Below are 24,039 nucleotides of genomic sequence, written 5' to 3' on the forward strand. Positions count from 1 at the left end.
AAAAAACAGCATCATAATGCGCTATAATAGTCTCAATATGGGTAAGTTCATTCATGGTGCACCTATCTCTATTTATCATTTATCAAGCTGTCTTTTAACTTCAAAACTACTTACCGAAAGATAAAAATTCTGTCATCCGCTTTTTCAAATCCTATCTCAACTTTGTATCGCTTATAAAAATCATAAAAAATGATAAAATAAATCCGTTATCGTTAAGTTCTACAAAATTTTAAAACGCTTTATAGCAAAAGCTTATCATTCCGCAATGTCCATTTTCTCATAAAACTTTCAAGTCTTTATAACAACTGCATTGATTCAGTTTTTTAGCGAAAATATTCAAGTTCTTAAACTTGAAAATCAACGGATAAAAACCCGCCTAAAAATCGCTTTTTTCAGTATAAAATCATTGATTGACAACAATCATTTATTATTCACGCTTAATGAAAAGCTAAAATATTTTTTCTTAATTTCAAATCTATTTATATTGAATCACTCAAAATGCTCTGTTTGCACATTTATAAGTGGAATGAACAATAAAAACACTTAAAGATAAAGAATAAAATATCTCTTTCTCTCAAATGCAAAAATTTTCTTAACATTTTGAACGAACAAAAATTATGCTCCAGCAATATATGCTGTCGCGCATCTTTTTTTCAGTAAAGATAAAAGTATAGTTTTTATCCTATCCATAAAAGCTTTACCTTTATACACTTCATAAAGCACTACAAAGTTCTGTTGTGAAATGAGTGTAAACACTGAGAAAGATCTCTTGAAAATAAGCAGATAAATATACGAACAACCCAATCTATTCTATTTTGCCCAATCCGCTCTATTTTAGTTGTGTTTTGTGTGTTCATTGAGCGCTTCCCTCTCATCATAGTTCTGAAACCATATAAAAACAAACCTTTTTGGTTATGCGTTAGAATCTTCGTTAAGCGTGCCCTCGAGAGCTTAATCTTAAACCCTATGGATTTGTTTTCTCCCTTTACCAAAAGCAAAGCTGATAGCATAATTTTGGCAAATAAATATGAGAAAATTTGAAAGGCCCCCTTCTCATTTAAAAAAATCTATCCATTTCAAGAAAAATTATTTTTATTGCCAAGCTCCTAAAATTACTTTACCCATTAAAAAATGTTTTGATCGCATACACACCGATCAAGAGGAAAAACACCCCCGAAACCTCGACACATAAATTTATCCCACTCTGTGGACATCCTAGGATTCCGGTAGATTTTGCACTATCCAGGTGCGTCTTACGTACTAAAAGAAAAAAGCTGACTGAGCTCAGTATTTTCAACCTCCCGGAATACCAATGCGAGGGCGCTCGCAACCGGAAGGGACAAATGCAAACTCAAAATCTTAAACTTGATCTGTTTGTCGGCAAAAAAATTCGCTTGAGGCGAAAAATATTGGGAATGTCTCAAAAAACATTAGGACATCATTTAGGTATCACTTTTCAACAAATTCAAAAATAGGAAAAAGGCTTAAATCGTGTAAGCGTAGGGCGTTTAAAGGAAATTTCCGATATTTTAAATGTTTCGGTTTCCTTCTTTTATGCTGATATCATCACAAAAGAAAACGCCCCGTACTATCATGATGAAATTGCTTCAAAAAAAGAAGAATATTTGCTTTAAAAAACTTTAGAATTCTCACCACAATAAAACGCAAAGCCATTTTACAATTAATCTCTGATCCAAATAAAAGCTTTTAAAATCATGTCCTAGAATGTTAAAGGTTTTCTTTCTCAACAATTCATGCATATTTAAAGGACAGCCTTCTCTTCAGTTACGCATGCTTTTTGATTTAAGGTAATCTGCACTTAAACTTAAGAAAAAACTAAAAAGTACCGCGATAAATACCTAAAATCCTGTTCTTGATTTTCCTCCGCTCAAAGGACGAAAGTTCTCACCCGTGCTGCTCTGTAAACAGTCCAGCGTCTTATCTCACCTCTCGCCTAGTTCACTTGATAGCACCACCCTAAAGGAAGGAAGCATAAGCTCTAAAGCCACTCTCCCCTCAATATTTACAACACTCTCTCACCAAGCTCCTTATGCATACAGCTTTATGCCCGACATCACCACACTTCAAATGATGGTGATGTAAGGCACAGCAGGATAAACACTTATCCATATTTTTAAAAAGATCCTCCTCGTCACAATAGAAGCACCATTTATTTTTGATAATATACATTTGATATACGAAAAACTTGTAAGATGCCTCCTATAAGGATTTAGTATCTGTTATAAATTTCTAGAGATGGTTTTTTTCCTCTAAAATCTCAATACTGCACCAACACCTATCATAAAAAACGCGATCCAATACTCTCGTAAAAATAATCCTCAATTTGATAAAGTTGAAACAAAAAAATATTGTTGAATACACATTAATAATATCTTGATTTATAATGATAATATACTGTTTTCATATTGAATGGGAGCCTCAAATATCGTAAGATTTTCTCATTTCAAATCTGTTTTATGTTTGAATCAAACACAACCATCTACTTGCACCTTAAAAGCAGGATGAATGTGTGGGTAAAAACGATTAAGAAAAAACTAAAAAGGGCTTTTCGTGAATCGTCTTAAAAGAAAGAACTGTCGCAAACACTCAAAGGCTGGCACAAGTGTTTGATGATGCCAACTTGCTTCTTCACAAGCATAAAAATGGAGGTGCTTAATCGATTTGCCATTATACATGAACAATCATCGAGAATAACAAATGATAACGATTACTTCCATAAAAATAATTGCTTCTATAAACATAAAAGAAGTTACAACCAACAGAACAGTAGCTTCTTTATTTGGAGCTTATCGATCACATCCATTGTTAAGATATGTACTGATTAAAAGCCGTGTCCACGATCTGTAGAATCAAGCTTTGGTAAGAAAAATATTTAATTATTTGCTTTTAGCAACATTTTGACAATTTGAGAGTCCTTAATAGCTTATCTTGATAAGAAAACATTTCTTTCCCCATTCTTCTCTTAATTTTGCATCTTTTTTAAAATCTTCCACACTATCGTTTTTTTTCACACCCCGCTACCAATAATAGAGCCATGCAGAATAAAATAATTTTTTTCATTTTAGCCCTCTTTAAATAGCTTATCTGTTAACATTACCCCCAAGAATGGGTTTTGAATTTCCATATTTTATAAAGATACAGTGTTATTACTCCTTGTTTTCTTTCATAGTGAACACTCTAAAGTCAAATAACGCAAGATAGCTATTGTATGAGTTTTTCATAAAATACAATGAGAAGAAAAAGGCCAAAACTGAATAAAAATGACAAAATAAGAAGACGCGCGCATGTTTTTATTCAACGGATTTCAAAGAGAGACATTGTAATAGGAATTGTTATTTCCTGAGGAAAATTTATAAGCATTATAATGCTTGATATCACCCCCAATGAACCACAAAACCATACCAAGAAAAAGACAACCCCTTTTATCTATTTGTATTTTTAGTCATTTTTCCCCCTATTAATGATCTCAAAATATAGAAAAAGCAATCAACAATACAAATCATTTTTATGAAGTTTTTTTCATAAAAGCCTATTTGAAAGCAATCCATTATTTGGAACGACTGAATTTAGAAGCAGATCGTTTTATAGAGCAACAAGGACCACAGCTTAATTACTTTTGAAGAAGTGAGCAGCATTGCCTAACACTAAAGACAAAATTTTGATAAAAAAACGCTTGCGATAAATTGTTTCAAGCATTGTGAAATATTCTATCTATTGTATCAAACATTATACTATTTTGGGGATCATTTATTTTTTATCTTTACCCATCTTGCTCTAGAGACCCGTTTTTTGAGCATTTTTTATCTTCCCACTTTCTCCTTCAAGGATAAATACTTAAAAAAAACCTGTGCCACCCAAAATAACATTCTCATTCTTTTTATAAAGTATAAAAGCATATAAGCAAAGATAAAAAAACTATTTTGAGAGCAAATCTCTTTTGAAAATGAATAACGCATCCGTTTACTTCAAAAACGAAAATAATCTCACGGTTTATTCCAATTTACCCTATGGTCTGTTGCAATTTTATGGGTAAAGTTTTCTCTATAAAAGTTTAAGTCAGTATATTCGTTAAAGCCAATCACGGGCTTGCAAACGGGTTGTAAGAGCCATTATCTCGCCGCCACTTGACAGGTTCGGTGAAGTTGCTTGACCAAAGACCAATCTTATTATCACGTGCTTTTTCTTCTGCATAATGATACTGTGTTGGAATAGGATTTTTACCCTCCTTTGAAAGTACCAACATACCTTCGCTAAGACCTGCCTCAGCTAAATCAACCCCTTGAACAAAACATTGCGCATAATAAACACCATTGTGCATAAAAGCCTGCTGACAGGATACATCCACACCAAGTGTTTTGGTGACAAGCCAAGCCATTGTAACCACACCACAGGGCCATTCTTGATCCTTTAATTTTGCTTTTTGACGAGGTGCACATGTATCCACGCCATAAAGATGAATATCACGCGTCGTATGGGATCGCCAAGATTGGGCAGTAGGTGTTAGTAATTTAAATGTGACCCCACTGGTAACCGATGCCCTACCATGAAAAACAACAGCATTATTTGCAACTTCGTTTGATGCAATACTCTTTTGCAGAGAGGAAGATGGTTCTTTTTTTTCTAAGGACTGTTTGGTGATCAATTGACTCAATTTTTTTTCTTCCTTGTAGAGATCAACAACATCTTGAATATCTTGCATCTTAAATGTTTTAAAAACGCTGAAATCTATTTTATCTTTATATTGGATCAATCCCCAAATTACAGAACCCATAATGTAAATAATAACAATCAATTTAAATAACATCTCTTGACACGCTCACTTACAAAATTCATTGTTTTTCTCTCCTTTCACATTATTTATCAGTAACCTCCTTGTTTTTAAAGAAAAAATCAAAATATATTGTGTTACACATTAACTACATTTTGTAAAGAATAATATTCTTTCTTACCTCGTTTTAATATTGTTGTCTTGATCAAGAAACACAACTTAAAATTGCCATTTTCATATAATACAATCTCAATTTGAAAAGACTTCTGTCTCTTTAAAAAGAAGCGTTTGAGAGTGAAGAGATCCACGATCAAGACTTTAAAAAACAAAAATTGAGGAGTTTAAGCTGTCACAAAATAACAGAATTCTCCCGTTGTTAGAGACAATGGAATGTCAACATAGGAACAAATATTGTTTGTTAGAGAGAGGTAAAATGACAGATAATAGATTTCAGAACATCGTTTTTATCGTAACCATGCTGCTTTTTACAGCAGTGTTTGTGTCCGATCTTTCTTATGCTGCTTCTACTGCTAGTGGGGGTGGTTTTGGAAATCTTGATGGTGTTTTAGATAACATTGTCAAAATGATGACGGGTTCAACGGCAAAACTCATTGCCATTATATGTGTTGCCGCGGTGGGTATTGGCTGGATGTACGGCTTTATTGATTTACGCAAAGCAGCTTACTGTATTATTGGTATTGGTATTGTTTTTGGGGCTCCCGCTCTCGTCGGTAAATTAGCGGGCACGACGACATAAAATGAACGAAGATACTCTTTTCCTTGCCTGTACACGGCCTGCCATGTTTGCCGGTGTGACAATGGAAGCGATGGCGCTTAATGCCATGGCAACCTCCATTCTCTTTATTTTGACCAGTGGTTTTACCATGATTGGTCTTGGAATTGGGATGCACTTTATTTTGCGTGAAGTGACAAAATATGATCACAACCAATTTCGCCTATTATTTGCGTGGCTCAATACAAGAGGAAAGCAAAAAAATCTCAGCCGATGGGGAGGCGGTTCGACTTCCCCCTTACGCCTTATCCGCACTTATAAGGAACTAAGCTGAAGGAATAAAACCGGTGAAACAGATAACAATGATGAAACGGGAAAGTTTGCCTGAGGAATATATTCCCTATATCCGCCATATCAACCAGCATGTCATTGCGTTAAATTCACGCTGTTTAATGGTTGTTATGGCTGTTGAAGGTGTCAATTTTGACACGGTAGATATTGATCAACTCAATTCTTTACACAACCAATTAAACACTCTTTTGAAAAATATCGCCGATGAACGGGTTGCTTTATATTCTCACATCATTCGCCGTCGTGAAACAATTTATCCAGAAGGGCATTTTCTTTCATCTTTTGCCACAACATTAGATGAAAAATACAAAAAGAAAATGGTTTCGCAAGAGCTGTATCGAAATGATCTGTTTATTTCACTGCTTTGGAATCCAGCAGTGGATAGAACAGAACAATTGGCTTCATTTTTTCAGCGCTTGAGCAAAGCAAAAAAAACACAATCTGAACCTGACGCAGAAGCTATTCATAAACTCGAAGAGTTAAGCCAAGATCTCATGCAAGGTTTGGAAGAATATGAGCCCCGTCTCCTATCAATTTATGAACATGAAGGGATTTTATTTTCCCAACAAAGTGAATTTCTTCACCAGCTGGTAGGGGGAAGACGTGAACGTATTCCTCTCACATTTGGAACCATTGCCTCAACGATTTACTCAGATCGTGTTATTTTTGGGAAAGAAATTATCGAAATACGCCATGAGAGCAATGAACGCTTTGTCGGCATGTTTGGATGGAAAGAATACCCTTCTAAAACCCGCCCAGGGATGACCGATGGCTTGCTTACGGTACCCTTTGAATTCATCTTAACCCAATCTTTTGTTTTTAAAAGTAAAGCGGCCGCCAGTGCCATTATGAGCCGCAAGCAAAATCAAATGATTAATGCAGCCGACCGTGCGAGCTCACAAATTGATGCGCTGGACGAAGCCCTAGATGATTTGGAGTCAAACCGTTTTGTTTTGGGTGAACATCACATTTCTTTAGCCGTTTTTGCGGATCACCCCAAAATACTGACTGAAAACTTATCAAAAGCCCGTTCCCATTTAACCAATGGGGGGGCTGTCATTGCCAGAGAAGATTTAGGGTTAGAAGCCGCATGGTGGGCGCAATTGCCTGGAAACTTTAGCTATCGTGCGCGTTCAGGCGCCATTACCAGCAGAAACTTTGCCGCTTTATCGCCCTTTCATTCTTTCCCCGTTGGCAAATTAAACGGCAATGTTTGGGGGGCAGCTGTCGCATTGCTAAAAACCCAAGCCGGTTCACCTTACTATTTTAATTTTCATTATGGTGATCTTGGAAACACTTTTGTTTGTGGTCCATCGGGATCTGGTAAAACAGTGATTGTTAATTTTCTGCTTGCACAATTACAAAAACACAATCCAACCATGGTTTTTTTTGACAAAGATCAAGGAGCAGAGATTTTTGTACGAGCCGGAGGTGGAAAATATAAGCCTTTAAAAAATGGACAGCCTACCGGTATTGCCCCCTTAAAGGGCATGGAATACAACGAAAAAAATAAAATCTTTCTTCGTCATTGGATCTTAAAACTCGTGAGCAGTGAAGGGCAGACCGTGACCGAAGAAGAACGACAAGATATCGCCAAAGCTATCGATTCCTTGGAAAATCTCCCTCCAACACAACGCTCTCTTGGTGCCCTTCAGTTATTTTTTGACAACACATCCAAAGAAGGGATTGCCATACGGCTACAACGCTGGATTAGAGGCAATGATTTAGGGTGGGTTTTTGATAATGATCAAGATGATCTCAATTTAAATGCACAATTCATTGGCTATGACATGACCGATTTTTTAGACAATGAAGAAATTCGGCGCCCTTTGATGATGTATCTCTTTCACCGCATTCTTGATCTGATTGATGGACGGCGCATCATTATTGTCGTTGATGAGTTCTGGAAAGCTTTAGAAGATGATTCCTTCAAAGCTTTTGCGCAAGATCGGCTCAAAACAATCCGTAAACAAAATGGTATGATGCTTTTTGCAACACAAAGCCCCAAAGACGCTTTGAACTCCACCATCGCGCATACAATTATTGAGCAATGCCCTACCCAAATATTTTTTCCCAATCAAAAAGCAAATTACAATGATTATGTCGAAGCTTTCAAACTCTCTGAGCGTGAATTTGAACTGATACAGTCGGAATTAAGCAGAGAATCGCGTCGTTTTCTTGTCAAACAAGGACAAAATTCCGTCGTTGCAGAACTTAATTTGCGTGGAATGAATGATGAGATCGCCGTCTTAAGCGGCACAACCAAAAATATTGAACTCATGAATGAAATTATAAACGAATATGGCACAGATCCTGATAAATGGCTCCCCATATTTTATCAAAGGAGAACAAACCAATGAAAAAATATAGCTTAGTGGCACTGTTATCTTTTCTTTATTTCGCCTGCGCTATCACAAACAGCACCTGAAGCGGATGAATATTATAAACAAGCACTCGACACCACACAAAAACTCAATGCAGCAAAATCAGAAACCGCTGAAACCATTTATAAAACTGCCGTTGAAACTGCAAAAGAAATCAAAGAGATAAGTGCTAAACTTGCACAAGTTAAATCACAAATAGATACAACAACAGACACTAAAAAAGAAACTAAGCCTGAAGAGTTGCAGAAACTTCAAGCTCTTCAGCAAGAACTTCAGGTAAAAGTTTCTCTTCTTCAAGCCGATCTTCAAACGAATATTTTAAAACTTCAGGCTCTTGATATGATTCAAGCCAGAGATACAAAAACAAAAGAAGAAATACATGAAGAAGAGGTACAAGAAAAGCATAAAATACTTCAATCACAATTAAAAGAAAAAGAAAAAGAACTCAAAGAAAAACTTGAGAGTGCTGGCGCAGATGTCAAACTATAATTTCCCTACATTTGATAAGTTTTCTCCCTTTGCAAGCATTTCTGGGTATATTTTAAAACCCCTCGACAATGTGATGAACACAACGGTGAGTGGGTTATCTTCTGCTATTTCAGCGCCCTTAAATCTTGCTGCCATCATTTTTATTTTTTTGTATGGCTATAATGTTATGACAGGTCGCGTTGCGCTTTCTATGCACAGTCTTCTCAATAATGTTGTTAAAATCGTTATTGTAACAACAATGGCAACGAATGCAGAGACATTTAACACCTATGTTAAAGATATTTTCTTTAATGATTTATCCAACGCCATTGGGAATGCGTTGAACAGCAATCCTGCAAACTCCAATGTTTTTGATTATATTTTGTTAAAGGCAAGTGACCGTTATCAAGAAGTTTTATACAATGCTTGGTTTTTTGAAAAGATTGTTGTGGGCCTTCTTGGTTCTATCATGCTTCTTGCCGTTATTCTCTTTTGTATAGGTGGTTTTATTGTGCAAATGTTTGCACAAGTTGCACTGGTTATGATTATAGGTCTTGGGCCTCTGTTCATTAGTTTATATTTGTTCAATGCAACGCGAAAATACACCGATGCATGGATTACAACCTTAATCAATTTTACCATTCTGCAAGTTCTCGTGATCATGCTTGGAACTATTATATGTCAAGTTATCCTACAAGTTCTCAACGTTTCATATGAATCAATTTACGTTCTTTTTCCTCCTGTCATCGTCATTTCGATCATAGGGGTTATTATCTTCCGTGCGCTTCCTGGTATCGCTACAGCACTAGCCTCTGGTGGACCATATTTTAACGCTGGTGTCTCTTCAGGTGGACAGATTTTCACCATGCTTGCCAATAGCGCCAGAACAAGTGGTAATGCCGTTAAAAGTGCCGCACTACAAATCTCAGGGGCTGCCGGTAATGCTGCTAAAGGAGCGGCAGGTGCTGCAGCAAGAGCAGGAAGATCTGGAGGTGGTCGTGGTCGATTTTAAGATAAAGAACCTCAAAAGAAGCAGAATTTTTGTTTCTGCCTTGCGTGCGCTAACAAGCGCACGCACCATAATCTTGTTCCATATAAGACCCGACATCTTGGGTCTTAAAACAAAACCAATCACAATCTTGCATCCCATAAACTTGTAAAAATGTTTAAAATAAAAGGCTCTCATGCATTGTATTCCAAGATATTTGTGCGTTCAAAAAATCAAACGAAACATAACTTTTGTTATGATCATAACAATCGCTCTTTCCGGCTGTGCTTCTTTGAGTGGGCCGAAAAAACCACCACGCTGTAATGGTAAACAGACACGTGCTTTAAATAAAGATAAGTGGAATTGGGACAATAAAAACATTGCCTTCCCAGAAAAGGTCGAAAAGTCTGTCACCACGCCCATCATTCTCAATACTTTGGAAAGTGAAAAAGCAACAGCCAACTTAGCAATTCATCCAGCTTTATTAAAGCCGATTATTTCTGAAGCACGATCTGATAAAACTGTGGAGGTTCCGCGTGAAAAGTGATGCCCTTGAAGAATATATAAAAGAAGCACGCTCATTTGATATTGACCGCATGCATGGCATGCGCGTGCGGATGAAAATTTCCATGGCTTTAACAGTGCTTTTTGGATTGATGACAATTGCGCTTGCTTTAGCTGTTGCAGCTTTAACACCCTTGAAAACGGTAGAACCTTTTGTTATCCGCGTTGATAACTCAACAGGCATCATTGAGACTGTAAGCGCCCTAAAAGACTCTCCTAACGATTATGATGAAGCAATAACCCGTTATTTCGCCGGCCAATATGTTCGTGCTCGTGAGGGGTTTCAAGCATCAGAAGCAGAAAATAATTTTCGCTTAATCTCTCTTTTATCTTCTCCAAAAGAACAGAACCGTTTTGCAAAATGGTACGCAGGCAATAATCCAGAAAGTCCGCAAAATATTTATCATAACATGATTGTGACCGTCGCAATCAAATCCATTTCTTTTATAAGCAAAGATCTTATCCAAGTTCGTTACTATAAAACGGTCAGAGACTTTAATGAAAAAGAAAATATTTCCCATTGGATTTCCATCTTAAATTTTTCTTACGTGAACGCACACATTTCAACGTCTGATCGTCTCATCAACCCACTTGGTTTTCAAGTATCGGAATATAGATCTGATCCAGAGGTGATAAAATGATCAGACTTTTACAAACACTCTTTTTAATTTTTACGATTATTCAAGGCTTTCACACAGTCCTCTCATTTGCGGAAACAGCGCCTGTTAGTGCACGTAAAGACAACCGCATCAGATTTGTCAATTATGACCCCTACAACGTCGTGCAAATCATTGGCTCCATTCGCTCTTCGGTTCAACTGGAATTTGCCGATGATGAAGAAGTAACTTATGTAGGCATTGGAAATTCAATTGCTTGGCAAGTTGCACCGGCTGGGCACTTTCTTTTTCTCAAACCACGTGAAGTCCAACCTGTGACCAATTTACAAATTGTCACAAGCCGCCAAGATGGAACACAACGCTCTTATCAATTTGAATTGCAAGTGCGTGAAGGCGATGTTTCAGCTGGTAATGAGACTTATTTCTTAGTAAAATTTCGTTATCCAGAAGATGAAGCTTTGCGCAAAAAATTAGTCGAAGCTGAAAAAGCCAAACAACGTGAAGAAAACTTTGTCAATGATATTTTAAATATCCATGAAGATTTTGGACCACGCAATTGGGCTTATGAAGCCCAGGGCTCATCCCTCATTGAACCTGCTTCTGTCTATGATAATGGGAAAACAACAACCTTCACCTTTTTAGGCAATATTGAAATCCCTGCCATTTACCTTGTATCGCCTGATGGGAAAGAATCCCTTATTCCCAAGTCGATCAAAGGCAACAAGGTCATTGTTCATGCAACAGCAGCACAATTCACACTACGACGTGGGAATGAAGTATTGTGCATCTTTAATAAAAGGTTTGTTCCAGAAGGCATTAACCCTGAAACAGGAACGACATCACCATCTGTACAACGTAAAGTGAACATAGGAAGCAGCCATGAATAACACCGTGGATGAAAAAAACATTAATGATCGCGATACCATAAAAAATGCTCAAGGAAAAAGTCAACAGAACAATGTAGGCAAAGCAATTGCGCTTATTATTCTTTTCAGTGTCTGTCTTTATTTAGCCTATTCAACACTTGTCACAGACAAAAAACAACCAATTGAATCTTTAAAAGAAGGAAAAGTTATCAAACAAACAGAGCTTTTTCGCCCTGCAAAGCCTGTCCCCCCTCTCCTTGAACAATCCCAACAAAATAAGGCTCTTTTACCCAAAGTCGAGCTCCCATCCCCCAACATCAATCAATTAAATTCTGATGATCCGCTGTTGGAAGCCGCACAACGTGCTCCTGTATTAGCTTATGCAAATGCACAGCAAGGCAAAACAGATGCACAAGTCAATAACGGAACTTTGCCTCACCAACAGGAAAGCAAGCCTGATGAAACAACACAACGCTTTAATCATCTTCTCAAACCCACTGTTCTTGAAGGTGTTCGTGCTTCAACCCTTGGCAATCGAAATTATATTATCACGATGGGAACGTCTATCCCTTGTATCTTAGAAACAGCCATCAGTAGTGATCAACAAGGCTTTGCCAGTTGTATTGTCTCCAGAGATATTTTATCCGATAATAGTCGTGTTGTTCTTCTTGATAAAGGCACTCAAATTGTTGGTGAATATCGCGCTGGATTAAAAAAAGGCCAAACCCGTCTTTTTGTACTATGGAACAGAGCCAAAACGCCCAATGGGGTCATTATATCCTTAGCTTCACCGGCAACAGACAGTTTAGGACGTTCTGGTATTGACGGTAATATTGATAATCATTGGTTAGAGAGGATCGGCTCTGCTCTTCTGGTATCCTTGATAAAAGACGCAACAACCTATGCCAATAAACGTTTAGCCAAAAAACAAGACAAAGAAGAAAATGACACTCTCTCTTCTGGACAAAACATTGCCAATATCCTTGTCGAAAATTACGCCAATATTCCTCCCACCTTATCCAAAAACCAAGGGGAAATGGTCAACATTTTTGTTGCCCGTGATTTAGATTTTTCCAGCGTTTATAGATTAAAAGCCATTGAAAATAAAAAACAGATTATCAATCGAGCTGTTTCAAAAAACTTTTACAAAAATTCTGCGATACCTTTAGAATGAACCACACCTTACTCACCATAAACAATGAAACTATCGCGATTGTTCTCACGAAACTTGAGCCAATCAGTGCTTTTTTGAAAGATGAGAGTCTTTTTGAAATTGTTATCAATCGTCCCTATCAAGTGATGACAGAAGGGATTGATGGATGGAAAACAATAGAAGCACCGGCTCTGTCTTTTAATGAGCTTATGGGAATTGCAAAGGTTGTCGCGTCTTATTCCAAGCAAAACATATCAGACAAGAACCCGATATTATCCGCAACCCTGCCAGGCAATGAGCGCATTCAAATTGTCATTCCCCCCGCTGTCGAAAAAGACACGGTTAGTATGACCATTCGTAAGCCATCATCACAAAGTTTTTCTCTCGAAGAGCTCGCTCACAAAGGTCTCTTCTCATTATGTGAGCAGGTCTCTTTCACACCATTAAATGATTATCCTTCTCGTTTTAACGAACTCAAAATCGCCGAGCATGACTTAGCCAACGCTTATTGCAATAAAGACTTTGTTTTCTTTTTAAATCAAGCTGTCAAATGCCAAAAAAATATTTTGATTGCGGGAAAAACCGGTTCGGGGAAAACAACATTATCAAAAGCATTAATCGCCAAAATCCCTCAAAACGAGCGTATTATCACCATTGAAGACACACAAGAATTGATGATACCACACCCGAACCATGTCTCAATGATCTATTCAAAAGATGGACAAGGCTTAGCCTCCGTTGGTCCCAAAGAATTGCTTGAATCATCTTTACGCATGCGTCCTGATCGCATTCTTTTGCAAGAACTTCGGGATGGTACAGCCTTTTATTATATCCGCAATGTCAATTCAGGTCATCCAGGGTCCATTACGACGGTTCATGCCTCAACAGCTCTTGCAGCCTTTGAGCAAATGACCCTTTTGGTCAAAGAAAGTGACGGGGGAAGTGATTTAGAGCGTGATGATATTAGAGGTCTATTGATTTCAATGATTGATATCATCATCCAATGCAAACGGATTGAAGGAAAATTTAAGGTCACAGAAATTTATTATGATCCCTTCAAACAACGAAATATCTTTGGCGGGGACTAAAACGGTTGAAGGCTCTTTTAAAGCAACGATTGAACATACATCGCCCATAAAAGGAAAAATGCATGAAAAGCAAAACAACAGGAAACAAAGAAAACCTTTTATCGATGACAGCGGAAGAATTAAAACAACGCCGCCAAGCCGTTGATGCCGCCTTCAACACCCATACGATAGAAGGGATAAAGCTTCATTCCACAACGCTAAAAATTTTAGAAGAATACGCAAGAGGAAATATTTCACTCGAAGAATTTAATACGCTTATGGAAAACGCGCCACTATAAGGAGATTAACAATGCCCAAAGCAAAAGCAAAAACCAAAAATATAGACCACCCTTCGCCCCATAATTATCTCTATCCTGGCACCCAAACACTCAAAAACAAATATGGAGAAACAGATTTAGATCTCTTTCGGGAAAAATGTTCGCATGATATAGAAGAAGGCTTAAAAAGGCTGCGTAGAGAATCTGTTCCAGAACATTTTAATTGCCATTATCTATGCTATATCCATCGTCAGTTATTTAAAAACACATTTGAATGGTCTGGAAAAATCCGCTCTGTTCCCTTCACATTTTCAGACGAAAGCATTGCTTTCATGCCATTAATGCAAAGAGCCGAATGGAACGGTGCTTTTGCAAACGATGAGGAAATCCACGAATCTTTACAAAGATTCGAGAAAACACTTGCCGAAAAAGATTATTTAAGAAGCTTAACACGCGAAAATTTTATTTCAGAAGCACTCCCACTCTTTGTCTCTCTCAAAAGTCTACACCCATTCGTAGATGGCAATGAACACGCAATACAATTCTTTTTTGAAAATCTTGCCAAAGGAGCAGGCTATCAACTTGATTTTTCACTTGCCACGCAAAAGCGCATGATGGCCGCCTACGAAGCAGCACACCACGGCAATACACAACTGATGCAAAATCTTTTTGAAGATATCTCCAATCCAGAAAAAATATGTCTTTTACAGGAATTCATGAACCACTCAAAAGCGCTTGGACACAATGTGAATAATCGTCTTGTTATGGCTGCAAAAGAAGATGAAATCTACACTGGAATTTATAAAGGTGCGACTTTAAACGGATTTATGCTCGATGTGGAAGGGATGTACATCATCGGCAACAAAGCAGATCTCACACCAGAACAACTCAAAACATTAACACCTGGTGAAAAATTGACCTTTAAAGTCCCTAAAACCGACAGCATTCTCATTCCAGGAGAAAGCTTAGCCCCTTTGACAAAAAATGAAATGGCCGAAATGGTTGCAGAAGATGCTTGTGTCCAAACAGCGCGAAACCAAATTCAAAAGTTGGCAAAAATTGTTTATGGTAATAAAAAAACATTAGACGAGCAGATAGTCGCAATGATTAAAAATCCAAGCTTAAGCCAACAGCTCGCTGAACGAATTGAAAGGACACCAGACTCTGTTGCGCATCTTGCAGGTTTGAGTTTATGTGGACTACAAAATCAGACACGTGCAAACGCTAAAAATCATGTTGAGATGCTCTGTAGTGCCGTTGTCAATTTTGCGCATGCCGTACAACATGCTAAAAAAGAAATTACTCAAGAACATGCAACAGAACAAAAACGCCGTGCAAAAATAGTAGAAACTCCAAGTAAAAACTTGCAAGATCTCCTCACCTTGCCAAAAGAAATTCAGCAAGAAGCTTTAGCAAAAAATCCTATCCTTCAAAAAGAGCTGACCAACTTTGTCAAAAACATCAATAGCCGTCTCTCAGAAACTGATCATAAAACTGTCAAAAATAATGCGTATGAAACATTAGCTCAAAGCTTTGGTGTATCAGAAAATAAAGCCAAGCAAATTACACAAATCGTTAAGCAAGCCAAAGAAGCACACCAGCAAACCTATACACACACCGTCAACCGTTCAAATGTACTCGCTATGGCCAGCTAAGAATGAATAAAACCTTTCTCTTTCACGAGAAGAGTGCATAAACGAAAACGGATTAATGTTATCTGCACCTTTGTAAAAAGAGAGTATTACACCCTTTAAAAAAGAGTATTTCACAGCATATTCTAAAGAGAATTGAAAGTAAAATACAATGAAATATACCAAGACACAAATGGTCCTTATTTTAGCCCCCATTGCTTTAGGTGCTTTAACGATATTTCTTGTCCCTCATTTTTTATTGCTAATAACAAATGGACTAAGGAGTGATCAAGTTTATTGGACTCTTCGTTCAGAGCCTTTATTAGTTCTAGCCCTAACAGCTGCTGTTTCACTGTTTTATAGTCTCTCGCAAAAACTGCATTTACGTAAAACAATCACTTTTGTTTCCCTAGTCTTTTTTGTCATCATTGCTCTTTACTATATTGGAGGTGAAATAAAACGTTTAAGCCCCTATGTTGGTCAACAAGGAATAACGTGGAGCTATGCACTTCAATTCATGGATCCCATGATTGTCTTTGGCATTATCATTGGTGCTTTTTTTTCCATCATTCAATTCATCACAACCTCTCCCCCTAAAAATAAGGTCAAGCGTGCAAGAAAAGGTGTTTTTGGTGATGCCTCATGGATGAATTTAAGAGAAGCAGCAAAAATTTTTCCTGCCAATGGGCAAATTGTTGTGGGGGAAAGATACCGTGTTGATCAAGATAATGTATGCAAAATTCCCTTTGCCCCTGGCAATAAAGCAACATGGGGAAAGGGTGGAAGTGCACCTTTGCTAACCTTTAATCTTGATTTTGGTTCAACCCATATGATCTTTTTTGCTGGTTCTGGTGGTTATAAAACCACAAGCACAGTGGTTCCTACGTGTTTAACCTATCCAGGTTCTGTTGTTTGTCTTGATCCTTCAACAGAAGTAGCTCCAATGGTAAAATTTGCGCGTCAAAAAATGGGCAATAGAAATGTTATTGTTCTTGATCCCAATTCACTTTTAACAAAAAGTTTTAATGTCATCGATTGGCTTTTAGATGACAGCGTACCACGCACACAACGTGAAGCCAATATTGTTAGCTTTTCCAAATTGCTTCTTACAGATAAAAAATCAGACAATTCTTCAGCGGAATATTTCTCAACACAAGCCCATAATCTTTTAACAGCTCTTCTTGCTCACGTCATATTTTCTGATGAATATGAAAACGAGGAGCGCAATTTAAAAACATTGCGTGGAATTCTCTCTCAATCAGAAACAGCCGTTGTCAATCAATTACGCATGATTCAAGACACAACCCCTTCTCCTTTTATTCGTGAAATGGTGGGTATTTTTACAGAAATGGCAGAACAAACCTTTTCAGGAGTCTATACAACCGCCTCAAAAGATACCCAATGGCTTTCTTTGTCCAATTACGCAAATCTTGTTTGCGGCAATGATTTTTCCTCTTCAGATATCACAGATGGCAATACAGATGTTTTTCTCAATCTCCCTGCCAGCATTTTAAACAGTTATCCAGCAATCGGACGTGTGATTATTGGTGCCTTTCTCAATGCCATGGTTACAGCAGACGGTAATTATAAAAAACGTGTTTTATTTGTCTTAGACGAAGTTGATCTTCTAGGCTATATGAATATTTTAGAAGAAGCACGTGATCGTGGACGTAAATACGGAACGTCCTTGATGCTTTTTTATCAATCCTCTGGTCAGTTAGTCAATCACTTTGGAGAAGCAGGAGCACGTTCATGGTTTGAAAGCTGCTCCTTTGTCAGCTATGCTGCCATTAAAGATCTTCAAACAGCGAAAGACATTTCAGAACGCTGTGGACAAATGACCGTTGAAGTCACCGGAACGAATAAATCAAGAGGCTTATCTTTAGGAAAGAGTTCTTACAACATCAATTATCAACAAAGAGCTCTCATTTTACCCCACGAAGTTATTCAAGAAATGCGTCAAGATGAACAAATTATTCTTATGCAAGGGCAACCTCCTTTGCGATGTGGTCGCGCCATCTATTTCAGAAGAAAAGAAATGTTAGCCGCAGCTGCAAAAAACCGCTTTGCTCCGCAAAAAAAAACTAAAAACCATTCTCTTATAGAGACCATGATGCATCAAAACAAGAACGGCAATATTAAAGAGTAAAACAAAGATTCTGTTTTATAAAAAACCATAAACAAGGAGTTTCCATATGATCCAGCAAGAAAAATATGGGGGGAAAAACTCTTTGAAAGGGGCTTTTATGTATGCACTCATAAAACTTAATATCCTTTATAAAACATCTCAAAATCTCCAAACAATGAAACCATATCTCTGCCTTGAAATACCTATCAAAAAGCTTTTGAAGGCAACGCGTTTATAAGAAAATCATCTCAAACAACAGAAGAGCAAAAGCGCTAAAAGAAGGATTAATACAAACAAAAACATCCATAAATTTGAGGGGACTTTATTCCCTCACTCAATGCTCAAAATCTTAAAAAATACGCGAGGGGAAATATTTCACGAGAAGAATTTAACACTCTCATGATCAGCGTAACATTATAAGGAATGGAACAATGCCAAAAGCAAAAGCAAAAACAAAAAATATATCCCCCGCTTCTCCCCATCATTATATCTATCCCGGTACTCAAATACTCAAAAATAAATATGGAGAAACAGATTTAAAAAGCTTTCTGGAAAAATGCTCACATGATAGAGAACAAGCGTTAGTGAATCTGCGTGAAGAATCTCTACCAGAATATTTTGATAGCTCTTATCTCTGCCATATCCATTATGAGTTGTTTAAAAATACCTTTGAATGGGCTGGATATTTGCGCCATACTCCCTTCACATTTGCAGACGGTAGCGTTGCTGCCATGCCAGAAATGAAAAGAAGCGAATGGGGCAATAATTTTGCAACTAGTGAAGAAATCCCCAAACTCTTACAAAATTTAGAGCAAATACTTGCCGAAAAAGACAATTTGCAAGACTTAACGCGCGAAGAATTTGTCGTGGAAGCAACGAGTTTATTTCATTCTCTTCACAAAATTCACCCATTCATAGATGGCAATGAACACGCAGAACAAATCTTTTTTGAAAAACTCGCCAAAGCCGCAGGACATCCGCTTGACTTTTCGCTTGCCACACAACAACGTGTGATGGCAGCCTGTACTGAAGCCATACAATATAGCAATACACAACTGTTGAAAGATCTTTTTGAAGATATCTCCAATCCAGAAAGAATGCGTCTTTTAAAAGAGTTTATGGACCACTCAAGCAATACGGGACTCAACGTGAATGAGCGCCTTGTTATGACGGCAAAGGCAGGAGAAACCTATATGGGAACCTATAAAGGTTGTTATGCAGAATGTTTTGTGCTTGATATGCAAGGTACTTACATCATCGGTAACAAAGATGATCTCACCCCAGAACGATTAAAATCATTAAAACCCGGTGATATCATTACCTTTACCACCCCAAAAGCCGCAGAATTAAAAACCACACTCATTCCAAAAGAGACATTAGCGCCTCTCACAAAAAGTGAATGTGACAAAACGGTTGCGTTAGATAGTTATGTCCTTCAAGCTCAAAAGCAAATCCGAGAACACGCAAAAGCTGTTTATGGTAACGCAAACACATTAAACCAACAGATAGAAGAGATGACTAAAAATCCAGAATTAGGCCGACAGCTTGCTCATCAGATTCAACAGGCACCGCACTCTATTGCTCCTCTAGCAGGTTTGAGTATATGCGGTTTCCAAAATCCCGCACGTATACAGGCTCGAAATTATCTCAATCATCTCTCTCTTGCAGTTGAAAATTATGCCTATACTGTGGAAGCTACCTCTAACGTCGTCACTCGAAACCATAAAATTAAACAGGAACGCCTTGGAAAAGCGATAGAGAATCCCAGTCAAAACTTGCAAAACCTTTTTGCCTTATCACCAGAACAACAAAGAGAAAACTTGTCTCAATCTCCTCAATTGTACAAAGAACTCCGCACTTTTATAACCAATTTAGAACATCGTCTCTCAACAAACGAGTGGAGTGCGATAAAAAACAAAGATTATGAAACACTTGCCCAAAGTATTGGTGTATCAGAACACAAAGCACGAGAAATTACCAACACTATTCAAAAAGCCAAAGAAGCGCATAAACAAAGCTATACATATGCACAAACTCGCTCAAATGCGCTCTCTATTGCCAGCTAAAAAGTATAAGGCCTTATGATTTAAACACCCATGGAAAAGAAATGTTTTGACGCTGTTCTCTCCATGAAAAAAGAGCACTTAAGTGCCCTATCATCAATTTTGTAAAGAGCATGGATGCCATCCATGATGACAGCTGTCGGTAACTATAAAAGGCGTATTTTGTTTATCTTAGATAAAATAGATTTTTATGGTTATATCAATATTTCACACTGATTTTACCGCATGAAATTATTCAAAAAATGCACCAAGATAAATAAATTATCCTTATGTAAAGCCTCCCCCCTTTACGATGTGATCGCATGATCTATTTTAAAGGGTGAGAAATGTTAGCGGCTGCTGAAAAGACCTTGTTTGCACTCAAAGCACAGAAAAGTTAAAAACAGCTGCTTGCCGGAGATCATGCATTAAAACAAAAACAACATCAAAGAATAAAAGCACAGGTTTTGTTTCATACAAGCCCATAAAGTAAGGAATTCCCGCGTGACTGAGCAAGAAAAATATAGGGGAAAGAAATTCTTGAAGACTGTTGTTATGCGTGTGCCAAGCCAGCCAAATATTTTTTATGAAGCGCCCTCCCCATCACCAAACAATGCATACCAACCATATCTACGCTTTGAGATTCCCATCAAGAAACTTTTGAAGGCAACGCCTTTACAGGAAACTTGCCGTCTCTCTCTACAAAAAAATAAAAAGACAATATGCATGAATTTAAGGGATCTCTTTTCTCTCATAACACTCAAAGTCTCAAAAGAACACGCAAAGGGGGATTTTCAACATGGCCCACGTTTAAGACGCGCCTTAACCACCACCCTAGCTTTTCAGGAGAAACGATATGTTAGAGCAAAATTATCTCTATAAAGGAACCAAAACACTCAAAAATAAATATGGCATCAAAGCCCCTAAAAAACTGTATGAGCGCTGTGCCCAAGATACATCACAAGAAGCCACCAATTTTCGTCATGAACCACTTCCCCAAAAATTTGATACCGCATATCTCAAACAAATCCACTGGAGCTTGTTCTACAAAACTTTTGAATGGGCAGGTCAGACCCGCGATACAACCTTTACCTTTGAAGATGGTAGCAAGGCTCATATGCCGGCAATGCGCCCCAAAGGGTATGACGTTCCTTTTGCCATCGGACCACAGATAAAAAAAGAGCTCAAACAACTTGAAAAAATGCTAAGCCAAAAAAATAATTTACAAGGCTTATCGCGCCAAGAATTTGCTGAAAATGCTGCTGATGTTTTTATGGCGCTTGAGCATGCTCATCCTTTCCGAAAAGGCAATGGACGCGTTAACCGAATGTTTATGGAAAAACTTGGACAAGCAGCAGGATATCAGATTGACTTTTCGTTCATCACAAAAGGACGCATGACAGCAGCTTGTATTGAAGCCATGCAACATGGCAATCCCCAACCGATGAAAGATCTTTTTGAAGATATCACCCATCCACAAAAAGCCTTTGTTTTAAAAGAATTCATCTCCCAAATGAGAGAAGCTGGATTGGATGAAATTAACAATCGCGTTGTCGTTGCAGCAAAGGAAGGCATTCTCTATGAAGGCATCTTTAGAGGCACTTCAGCAGAAGGTTTTGTCATGGAAGTCGATGGGGCTTTCGTCGTCGGTCACAAAGATGATCTTCCTCCAGAACAGGTTAAAACATTACACAACGGTGCCCGCCTCTGTTTTCAAAAATCCAATGTTCAAAATGTAAAAGAAATACTGATCCCAAAAGAAACATTAGCCCCTCTCACAAATGAAGCGTTATTCACAAAAGTTTCAAATGATGTTTATGTTGAAGCAAGCCGAACAGAAATCGAAAAACTATCAAAGATTGTTTATGGTAAAGCACAAGCCTTAAAAACAACATTGGATATTATAACGGCTGCTCCAAACTTAAAAGACCAATTTGCTGATGAAATTCTACAAAACCCTCAAGTAATTTCTAAACTTGCAGGGAGAAAAATATTTGGCATAAATAGTCCAAATCGCAGACAAGCCAAACAAGCTGTTCCACAACTCAGTCAAGCCCTTAAAAACTATGGCATAATAACCCAACAAACAAAAGATGAAATTCTAGGACACCACCACAGAGAACAAAAGCGTCTAAGCCACGTGGTCGAAAAACCTGGAAAAAATTTACAACACCTTTTTACTTTACCAGAAGAACAACAAAGGGAAGTTTTATTGTGTTCTCCAGTCCTGCGACAAGAACTCCATACCTTTTCGTGCCAACTACAAAGTCGTCTTTCCGCAGAAGATCGGAAAGCCATACAAGAAAACGACCATACAAGACTGGCGTGTCTTCTTGGAATATCAGAAAGCAAGGCGAAAGAAATTGCACAAACTGTCAAGAACACCCAAGAAGCACAATGCCAAGCCCGCAGCTTAAAAGTTAGCCGTTCTTCATCGCTGGCTCTAACCGGCTAAAAAGGTGTGCTCCCTTTTATCTTCCAACCGAAATCTTGACACCACTCTTCATCGCGCCAATTATTCTATCGCAATTGCCCCCATAAATTGTTTTAGAATATTACAAAAAGTAATTCCAAAAACGAATCCAGTAATTTATTCTAACTTATTGATAAGATTTCACAAAAAAACTGTATAAAAGACATAAATGTCCATTATATATCGATGTGAATAGCGCGAAATCTTTGGAGGCCATTCAATTTGATATTTTCTTTTAAACTATCAAAAAAAGTGGGGAATGTCCCAAAGAGGTTTTCTAAAAATATTGAAAGGAAACAGCCATGAAAAAAAGTTACCCACAACCAACCCCTCAGACCCCAGAAACTCAAAGCCCAGATCCCCTCTACGCACAAGTAAATAAACCAAACAGAAGAAGAGGTCCGCATATACCAAGTCCAGAAGAAATACAAAGCAGAAATGCTAGAAACCCGGAAAGAAGTCCCTATGATACGCCCCACTCTCAACAACCACTAGAAACTGTCTATGCCCCCCAAAATCCACCACTAGGCACGATCTATGCCCCACAATACCCATTAGGAGCTACCCGTGCAGCAGCCGTTGGGAGGGGTTCGCGTACCCCCTCCCCAGAAACCCTCGTAGATCCCTATGCAGTCGTTAATCTGACGACGGGCGAGATAGAGTCCGAAACTCGAAAAAACCCCCTCTATGACTCACCTAGCGGAAGCACTCAGGATGTGCGCGCGCCCCAAAGTCAAGGCGAGCACCTTTATGCGGAAATTGACCCCACAACAGAAGAGAGGCGCCATCCCCATCAACCAATAGAAACTGTCTATGCAACTCTTGGCATGGGGGCTGAAGGCGGACAAGAGCCCCAACAACGCGAAAATCCCCTCTACGAAGGCGTTGGCAGAGCAACAACGCCCCCTCCCAGAACCCAAAAAGATGTGGTTACGACAAAGCTTTTACAAGATACAGGTTTTCAATATGGTGTAAGAGAAGTCCAAGTCTGGTGCGAAACTGTTTATGGGAACCAACATGCTTTGAATGAGCAACTTGCTAAGATTCTTGAAAATCCTAAGGGTGCAGAAAAAGTCTTATGGGACCTTGCAGAACAACCTGAAGGACCAGGGAAACTTGCTGGTCGGCAGGTCTTTGGTGTAAAAAGCCCTGATCGTAAAGCGGCTGAAGAAGGTTTTTCTCCCCTTTGCTCTGCTCTTGAAAGACATATACATAACGCACAAAAGCTCCACAAACAGTTTACACGTGAACTGGAAAGAGGTCAAAAACAAGAAAGTCCAGAAAGCAGCCCTGAACACAGACGCCATCACCGTCATCATCACCACGCAAGAGGACAAGAACAAAACAGTCCAGAACACAGCCCACGACAACAAAGATACGGAGAAAAAGGAATGTCTTTTGCCATGTAAGGACGCATAAACATAAAAACAGATAACATTTTGTTTTTTATATCATCTCTTTTTCATTTAATTTTTGGCGCTCATCGTTTTCCTGCGATTGCGCCAAG

At 38.2% G+C, this 24,039-nt stretch carries 16 protein-coding genes and 3 pseudogenes; 18 read left to right on the forward strand and 1 reads right to left on the reverse strand.

Annotated elements, in window-relative coordinates:
- Positions 1–1,343 precede the first annotated feature (1,343 nt).
- A pseudogene (locus FNZ60_RS07425) lies at positions 1,344–1,711 on the forward strand (helix-turn-helix domain-containing protein).
- 2,388 nt (positions 1,712–4,099) lie between these two features.
- Here the strand turns inward: FNZ60_RS07425 and FNZ60_RS07435 are convergent.
- Positions 4,100–4,825, reverse strand: coding sequence for a hypothetical protein (locus tag FNZ60_RS07435; protein WP_142416983.1), 726 nt, complete (start codon positions 4,823–4,825; stop codon positions 4,100–4,102).
- A gap of 397 nt (positions 4,826–5,222) precedes the next feature.
- Here FNZ60_RS07435 and FNZ60_RS07440 point away from each other — a divergent pair, with 397 nt between their 5' ends.
- The 17 genes and pseudogenes from FNZ60_RS07440 to FNZ60_RS07515 all read left to right on the forward strand — a co-directional run bounded on the left by FNZ60_RS07440 (position 5,223) and on the right by FNZ60_RS07515 (position 23,941).
- Positions 5,223–5,546, forward strand: a complete 324-nt coding sequence (locus tag FNZ60_RS07440) for a TrbC/VirB2 family protein (protein ID WP_142416984.1) — start codon at positions 5,223–5,225, stop codon at positions 5,544–5,546.
- 1 nt (position 5,547) lies between these two features.
- A complete protein-coding gene (locus tag FNZ60_RS07445; protein WP_142416985.1) occupies positions 5,548–5,856 on the forward strand; it encodes a VirB3 family type IV secretion system protein in 309 nt (102 codons plus the stop codon).
- A gap of 22 nt (positions 5,857–5,878) precedes the next feature.
- Positions 5,879–8,233, forward strand: a complete 2,355-nt coding sequence (locus tag FNZ60_RS07450; RefSeq protein ID WP_185913532.1) for a VirB4 family type IV secretion/conjugal transfer ATPase — start codon at positions 5,879–5,881, stop codon at positions 8,231–8,233.
- Positions 8,230–8,746 (forward strand): annotated as a pseudogene (locus FNZ60_RS07455) (type IV secretion system protein VirB5). The gene FNZ60_RS07450 and the pseudogene FNZ60_RS07455 overlap by 4 nt, the downstream one beginning before the upstream one ends.
- Positions 8,733–9,737 carry a TrbL/VirB6 family protein gene (locus FNZ60_RS07460; RefSeq protein WP_142416987.1) on the forward strand — a complete coding sequence of 335 codons (1,005 nt, stop codon included), beginning with the start codon at positions 8,733–8,735 and terminating at the stop codon, positions 9,735–9,737. Before FNZ60_RS07455 ends, FNZ60_RS07460 begins: the two are co-directional and overlap by 14 nt.
- Before the next feature lie 208 nt (positions 9,738–9,945).
- Positions 9,946–10,260: a type IV secretion system protein VirB7 gene (locus tag FNZ60_RS07465; RefSeq protein WP_142417012.1), complete on the forward strand. Its 315-nt coding sequence runs from the start codon at positions 9,946–9,948 to the stop codon at positions 10,258–10,260.
- The gene (locus tag FNZ60_RS07470) at positions 10,214–10,918 is read left to right on the forward strand and encodes a VirB8 family type IV secretion system protein (RefSeq protein ID WP_210243982.1); all 705 of its coding nucleotides are present in this window, start codon (positions 10,214–10,216) and stop codon (positions 10,916–10,918) included. Before FNZ60_RS07465 ends, FNZ60_RS07470 begins: the two co-directional genes overlap by 47 nt.
- On the forward strand, positions 10,915–11,781 hold the full coding sequence (gene virB9, locus FNZ60_RS07475) for a P-type conjugative transfer protein VirB9 (RefSeq protein ID WP_142416989.1): 867 nt from the start codon (positions 10,915–10,917) through the stop codon (positions 11,779–11,781). Before FNZ60_RS07470 ends, virB9 begins: the two co-directional genes overlap by 4 nt.
- Positions 11,774–12,934 (forward strand): type IV secretion system protein VirB10, encoded by a 1,161-nt coding sequence (gene virB10 / locus FNZ60_RS07480; protein WP_142416990.1) that lies wholly within the window; start codon positions 11,774–11,776, stop codon positions 12,932–12,934. The genes virB9 and virB10 overlap by 8 nt, the downstream gene beginning before the upstream one ends.
- Positions 12,931–14,001 (forward strand): P-type DNA transfer ATPase VirB11, encoded by a 1,071-nt coding sequence (gene virB11 / locus FNZ60_RS07485; protein WP_142416991.1) that lies wholly within the window; start codon positions 12,931–12,933, stop codon positions 13,999–14,001. The genes virB10 and virB11 overlap by 4 nt, the downstream gene beginning before the upstream one ends.
- Positions 14,002–14,063: 62 nt before the next feature.
- Positions 14,064–14,279, forward strand: a complete 216-nt coding sequence (locus tag FNZ60_RS07490; RefSeq protein WP_142416992.1) for an antitoxin VbhA family protein — start codon at positions 14,064–14,066, stop codon at positions 14,277–14,279.
- 11 nt (positions 14,280–14,290) lie between these two features.
- Positions 14,291–15,913: a BID domain-containing T4SS effector gene (locus FNZ60_RS07495; protein ID WP_142416993.1), complete on the forward strand. Its 1,623-nt coding sequence runs from the start codon at positions 14,291–14,293 to the stop codon at positions 15,911–15,913.
- Positions 15,914–16,061: 148 nt separating this feature from the next.
- Entirely contained in the window at positions 16,062–18,038 is a 1,977-nt protein-coding gene (gene traG / locus FNZ60_RS07500; RefSeq protein WP_142416994.1) for a Ti-type conjugative transfer system protein TraG, read from the forward strand.
- A gap of 410 nt (positions 18,039–18,448) precedes the next feature.
- Positions 18,449–20,083, forward strand: a complete 1,635-nt coding sequence (locus FNZ60_RS07505; protein WP_142416995.1) for a BID domain-containing T4SS effector — start codon at positions 18,449–18,451, stop codon at positions 20,081–20,083.
- A 194-nt stretch (positions 20,084–20,277) separates the two neighbouring features.
- A pseudogene (locus tag FNZ60_RS10240) lies at positions 20,278–20,403 on the forward strand (type IV secretory system conjugative DNA transfer family protein); the annotation flags it as partial.
- 512 nt (positions 20,404–20,915) lie between these two features.
- A complete protein-coding gene (locus FNZ60_RS07510; RefSeq protein WP_142416996.1) occupies positions 20,916–22,514 on the forward strand; it encodes a BID domain-containing T4SS effector in 1,599 nt (532 codons plus the stop codon).
- A 320-nt stretch (positions 22,515–22,834) separates the two neighbouring features.
- Positions 22,835–23,941, forward strand: a complete 1,107-nt coding sequence (locus tag FNZ60_RS07515; RefSeq protein ID WP_142416997.1) for a BID domain-containing T4SS effector — start codon at positions 22,835–22,837, stop codon at positions 23,939–23,941.
- Positions 23,942–24,039: the final 98 nt, after the last annotated feature.

Source organism: Bartonella massiliensis (genome assembly GCF_902150025.1).
In the GTDB taxonomy this organism is placed as follows: domain Bacteria; phylum Pseudomonadota; class Alphaproteobacteria; order Rhizobiales; family Rhizobiaceae; genus Bartonella; species Bartonella massiliensis.

Excerpts from the sequence above, each read along its gene's own strand:
- FNZ60_RS07435 (WP_142416983.1), bottom strand. The coding sequence starts at position 4,825 with ATGTTATTTAAATTGATTGTTATTATTTACATTATGGGTTCTGTAATT.
- FNZ60_RS07440 (WP_142416984.1), top strand. The coding sequence starts at position 5,223 with ATGACAGATAATAGATTTCAGAACATCGTTTTTATCGTAACCATGCTG.
- FNZ60_RS07445 (WP_142416985.1), top strand. The coding sequence starts at position 5,548 with ATGAACGAAGATACTCTTTTCCTTGCCTGTACACGGCCTGCCATGTTT.
- FNZ60_RS07460 (WP_142416987.1), top strand. The coding sequence starts at position 8,733 with ATGTCAAACTATAATTTCCCTACATTTGATAAGTTTTCTCCCTTTGCA.
- virB9 (WP_142416989.1), top strand. The coding sequence starts at position 10,915 with ATGATCAGACTTTTACAAACACTCTTTTTAATTTTTACGATTATTCAA.
- virB10 (WP_142416990.1), top strand. The coding sequence starts at position 11,774 with ATGAATAACACCGTGGATGAAAAAAACATTAATGATCGCGATACCATA.
- virB11 (WP_142416991.1), top strand. The coding sequence starts at position 12,931 with ATGAACCACACCTTACTCACCATAAACAATGAAACTATCGCGATTGTT.
- FNZ60_RS07490 (WP_142416992.1), top strand. The coding sequence starts at position 14,064 with ATGAAAAGCAAAACAACAGGAAACAAAGAAAACCTTTTATCGATGACA.
- FNZ60_RS07495 (WP_142416993.1), top strand. The coding sequence starts at position 14,291 with ATGCCCAAAGCAAAAGCAAAAACCAAAAATATAGACCACCCTTCGCCC.
- traG (WP_142416994.1), top strand. The coding sequence starts at position 16,062 with ATGAAATATACCAAGACACAAATGGTCCTTATTTTAGCCCCCATTGCT.
- FNZ60_RS07505 (WP_142416995.1), top strand. The coding sequence starts at position 18,449 with ATGCCAAAAGCAAAAGCAAAAACAAAAAATATATCCCCCGCTTCTCCC.
- FNZ60_RS07510 (WP_142416996.1), top strand. The coding sequence starts at position 20,916 with ATGTTAGAGCAAAATTATCTCTATAAAGGAACCAAAACACTCAAAAAT.
- FNZ60_RS07515 (WP_142416997.1), top strand. The coding sequence starts at position 22,835 with ATGAAAAAAAGTTACCCACAACCAACCCCTCAGACCCCAGAAACTCAA.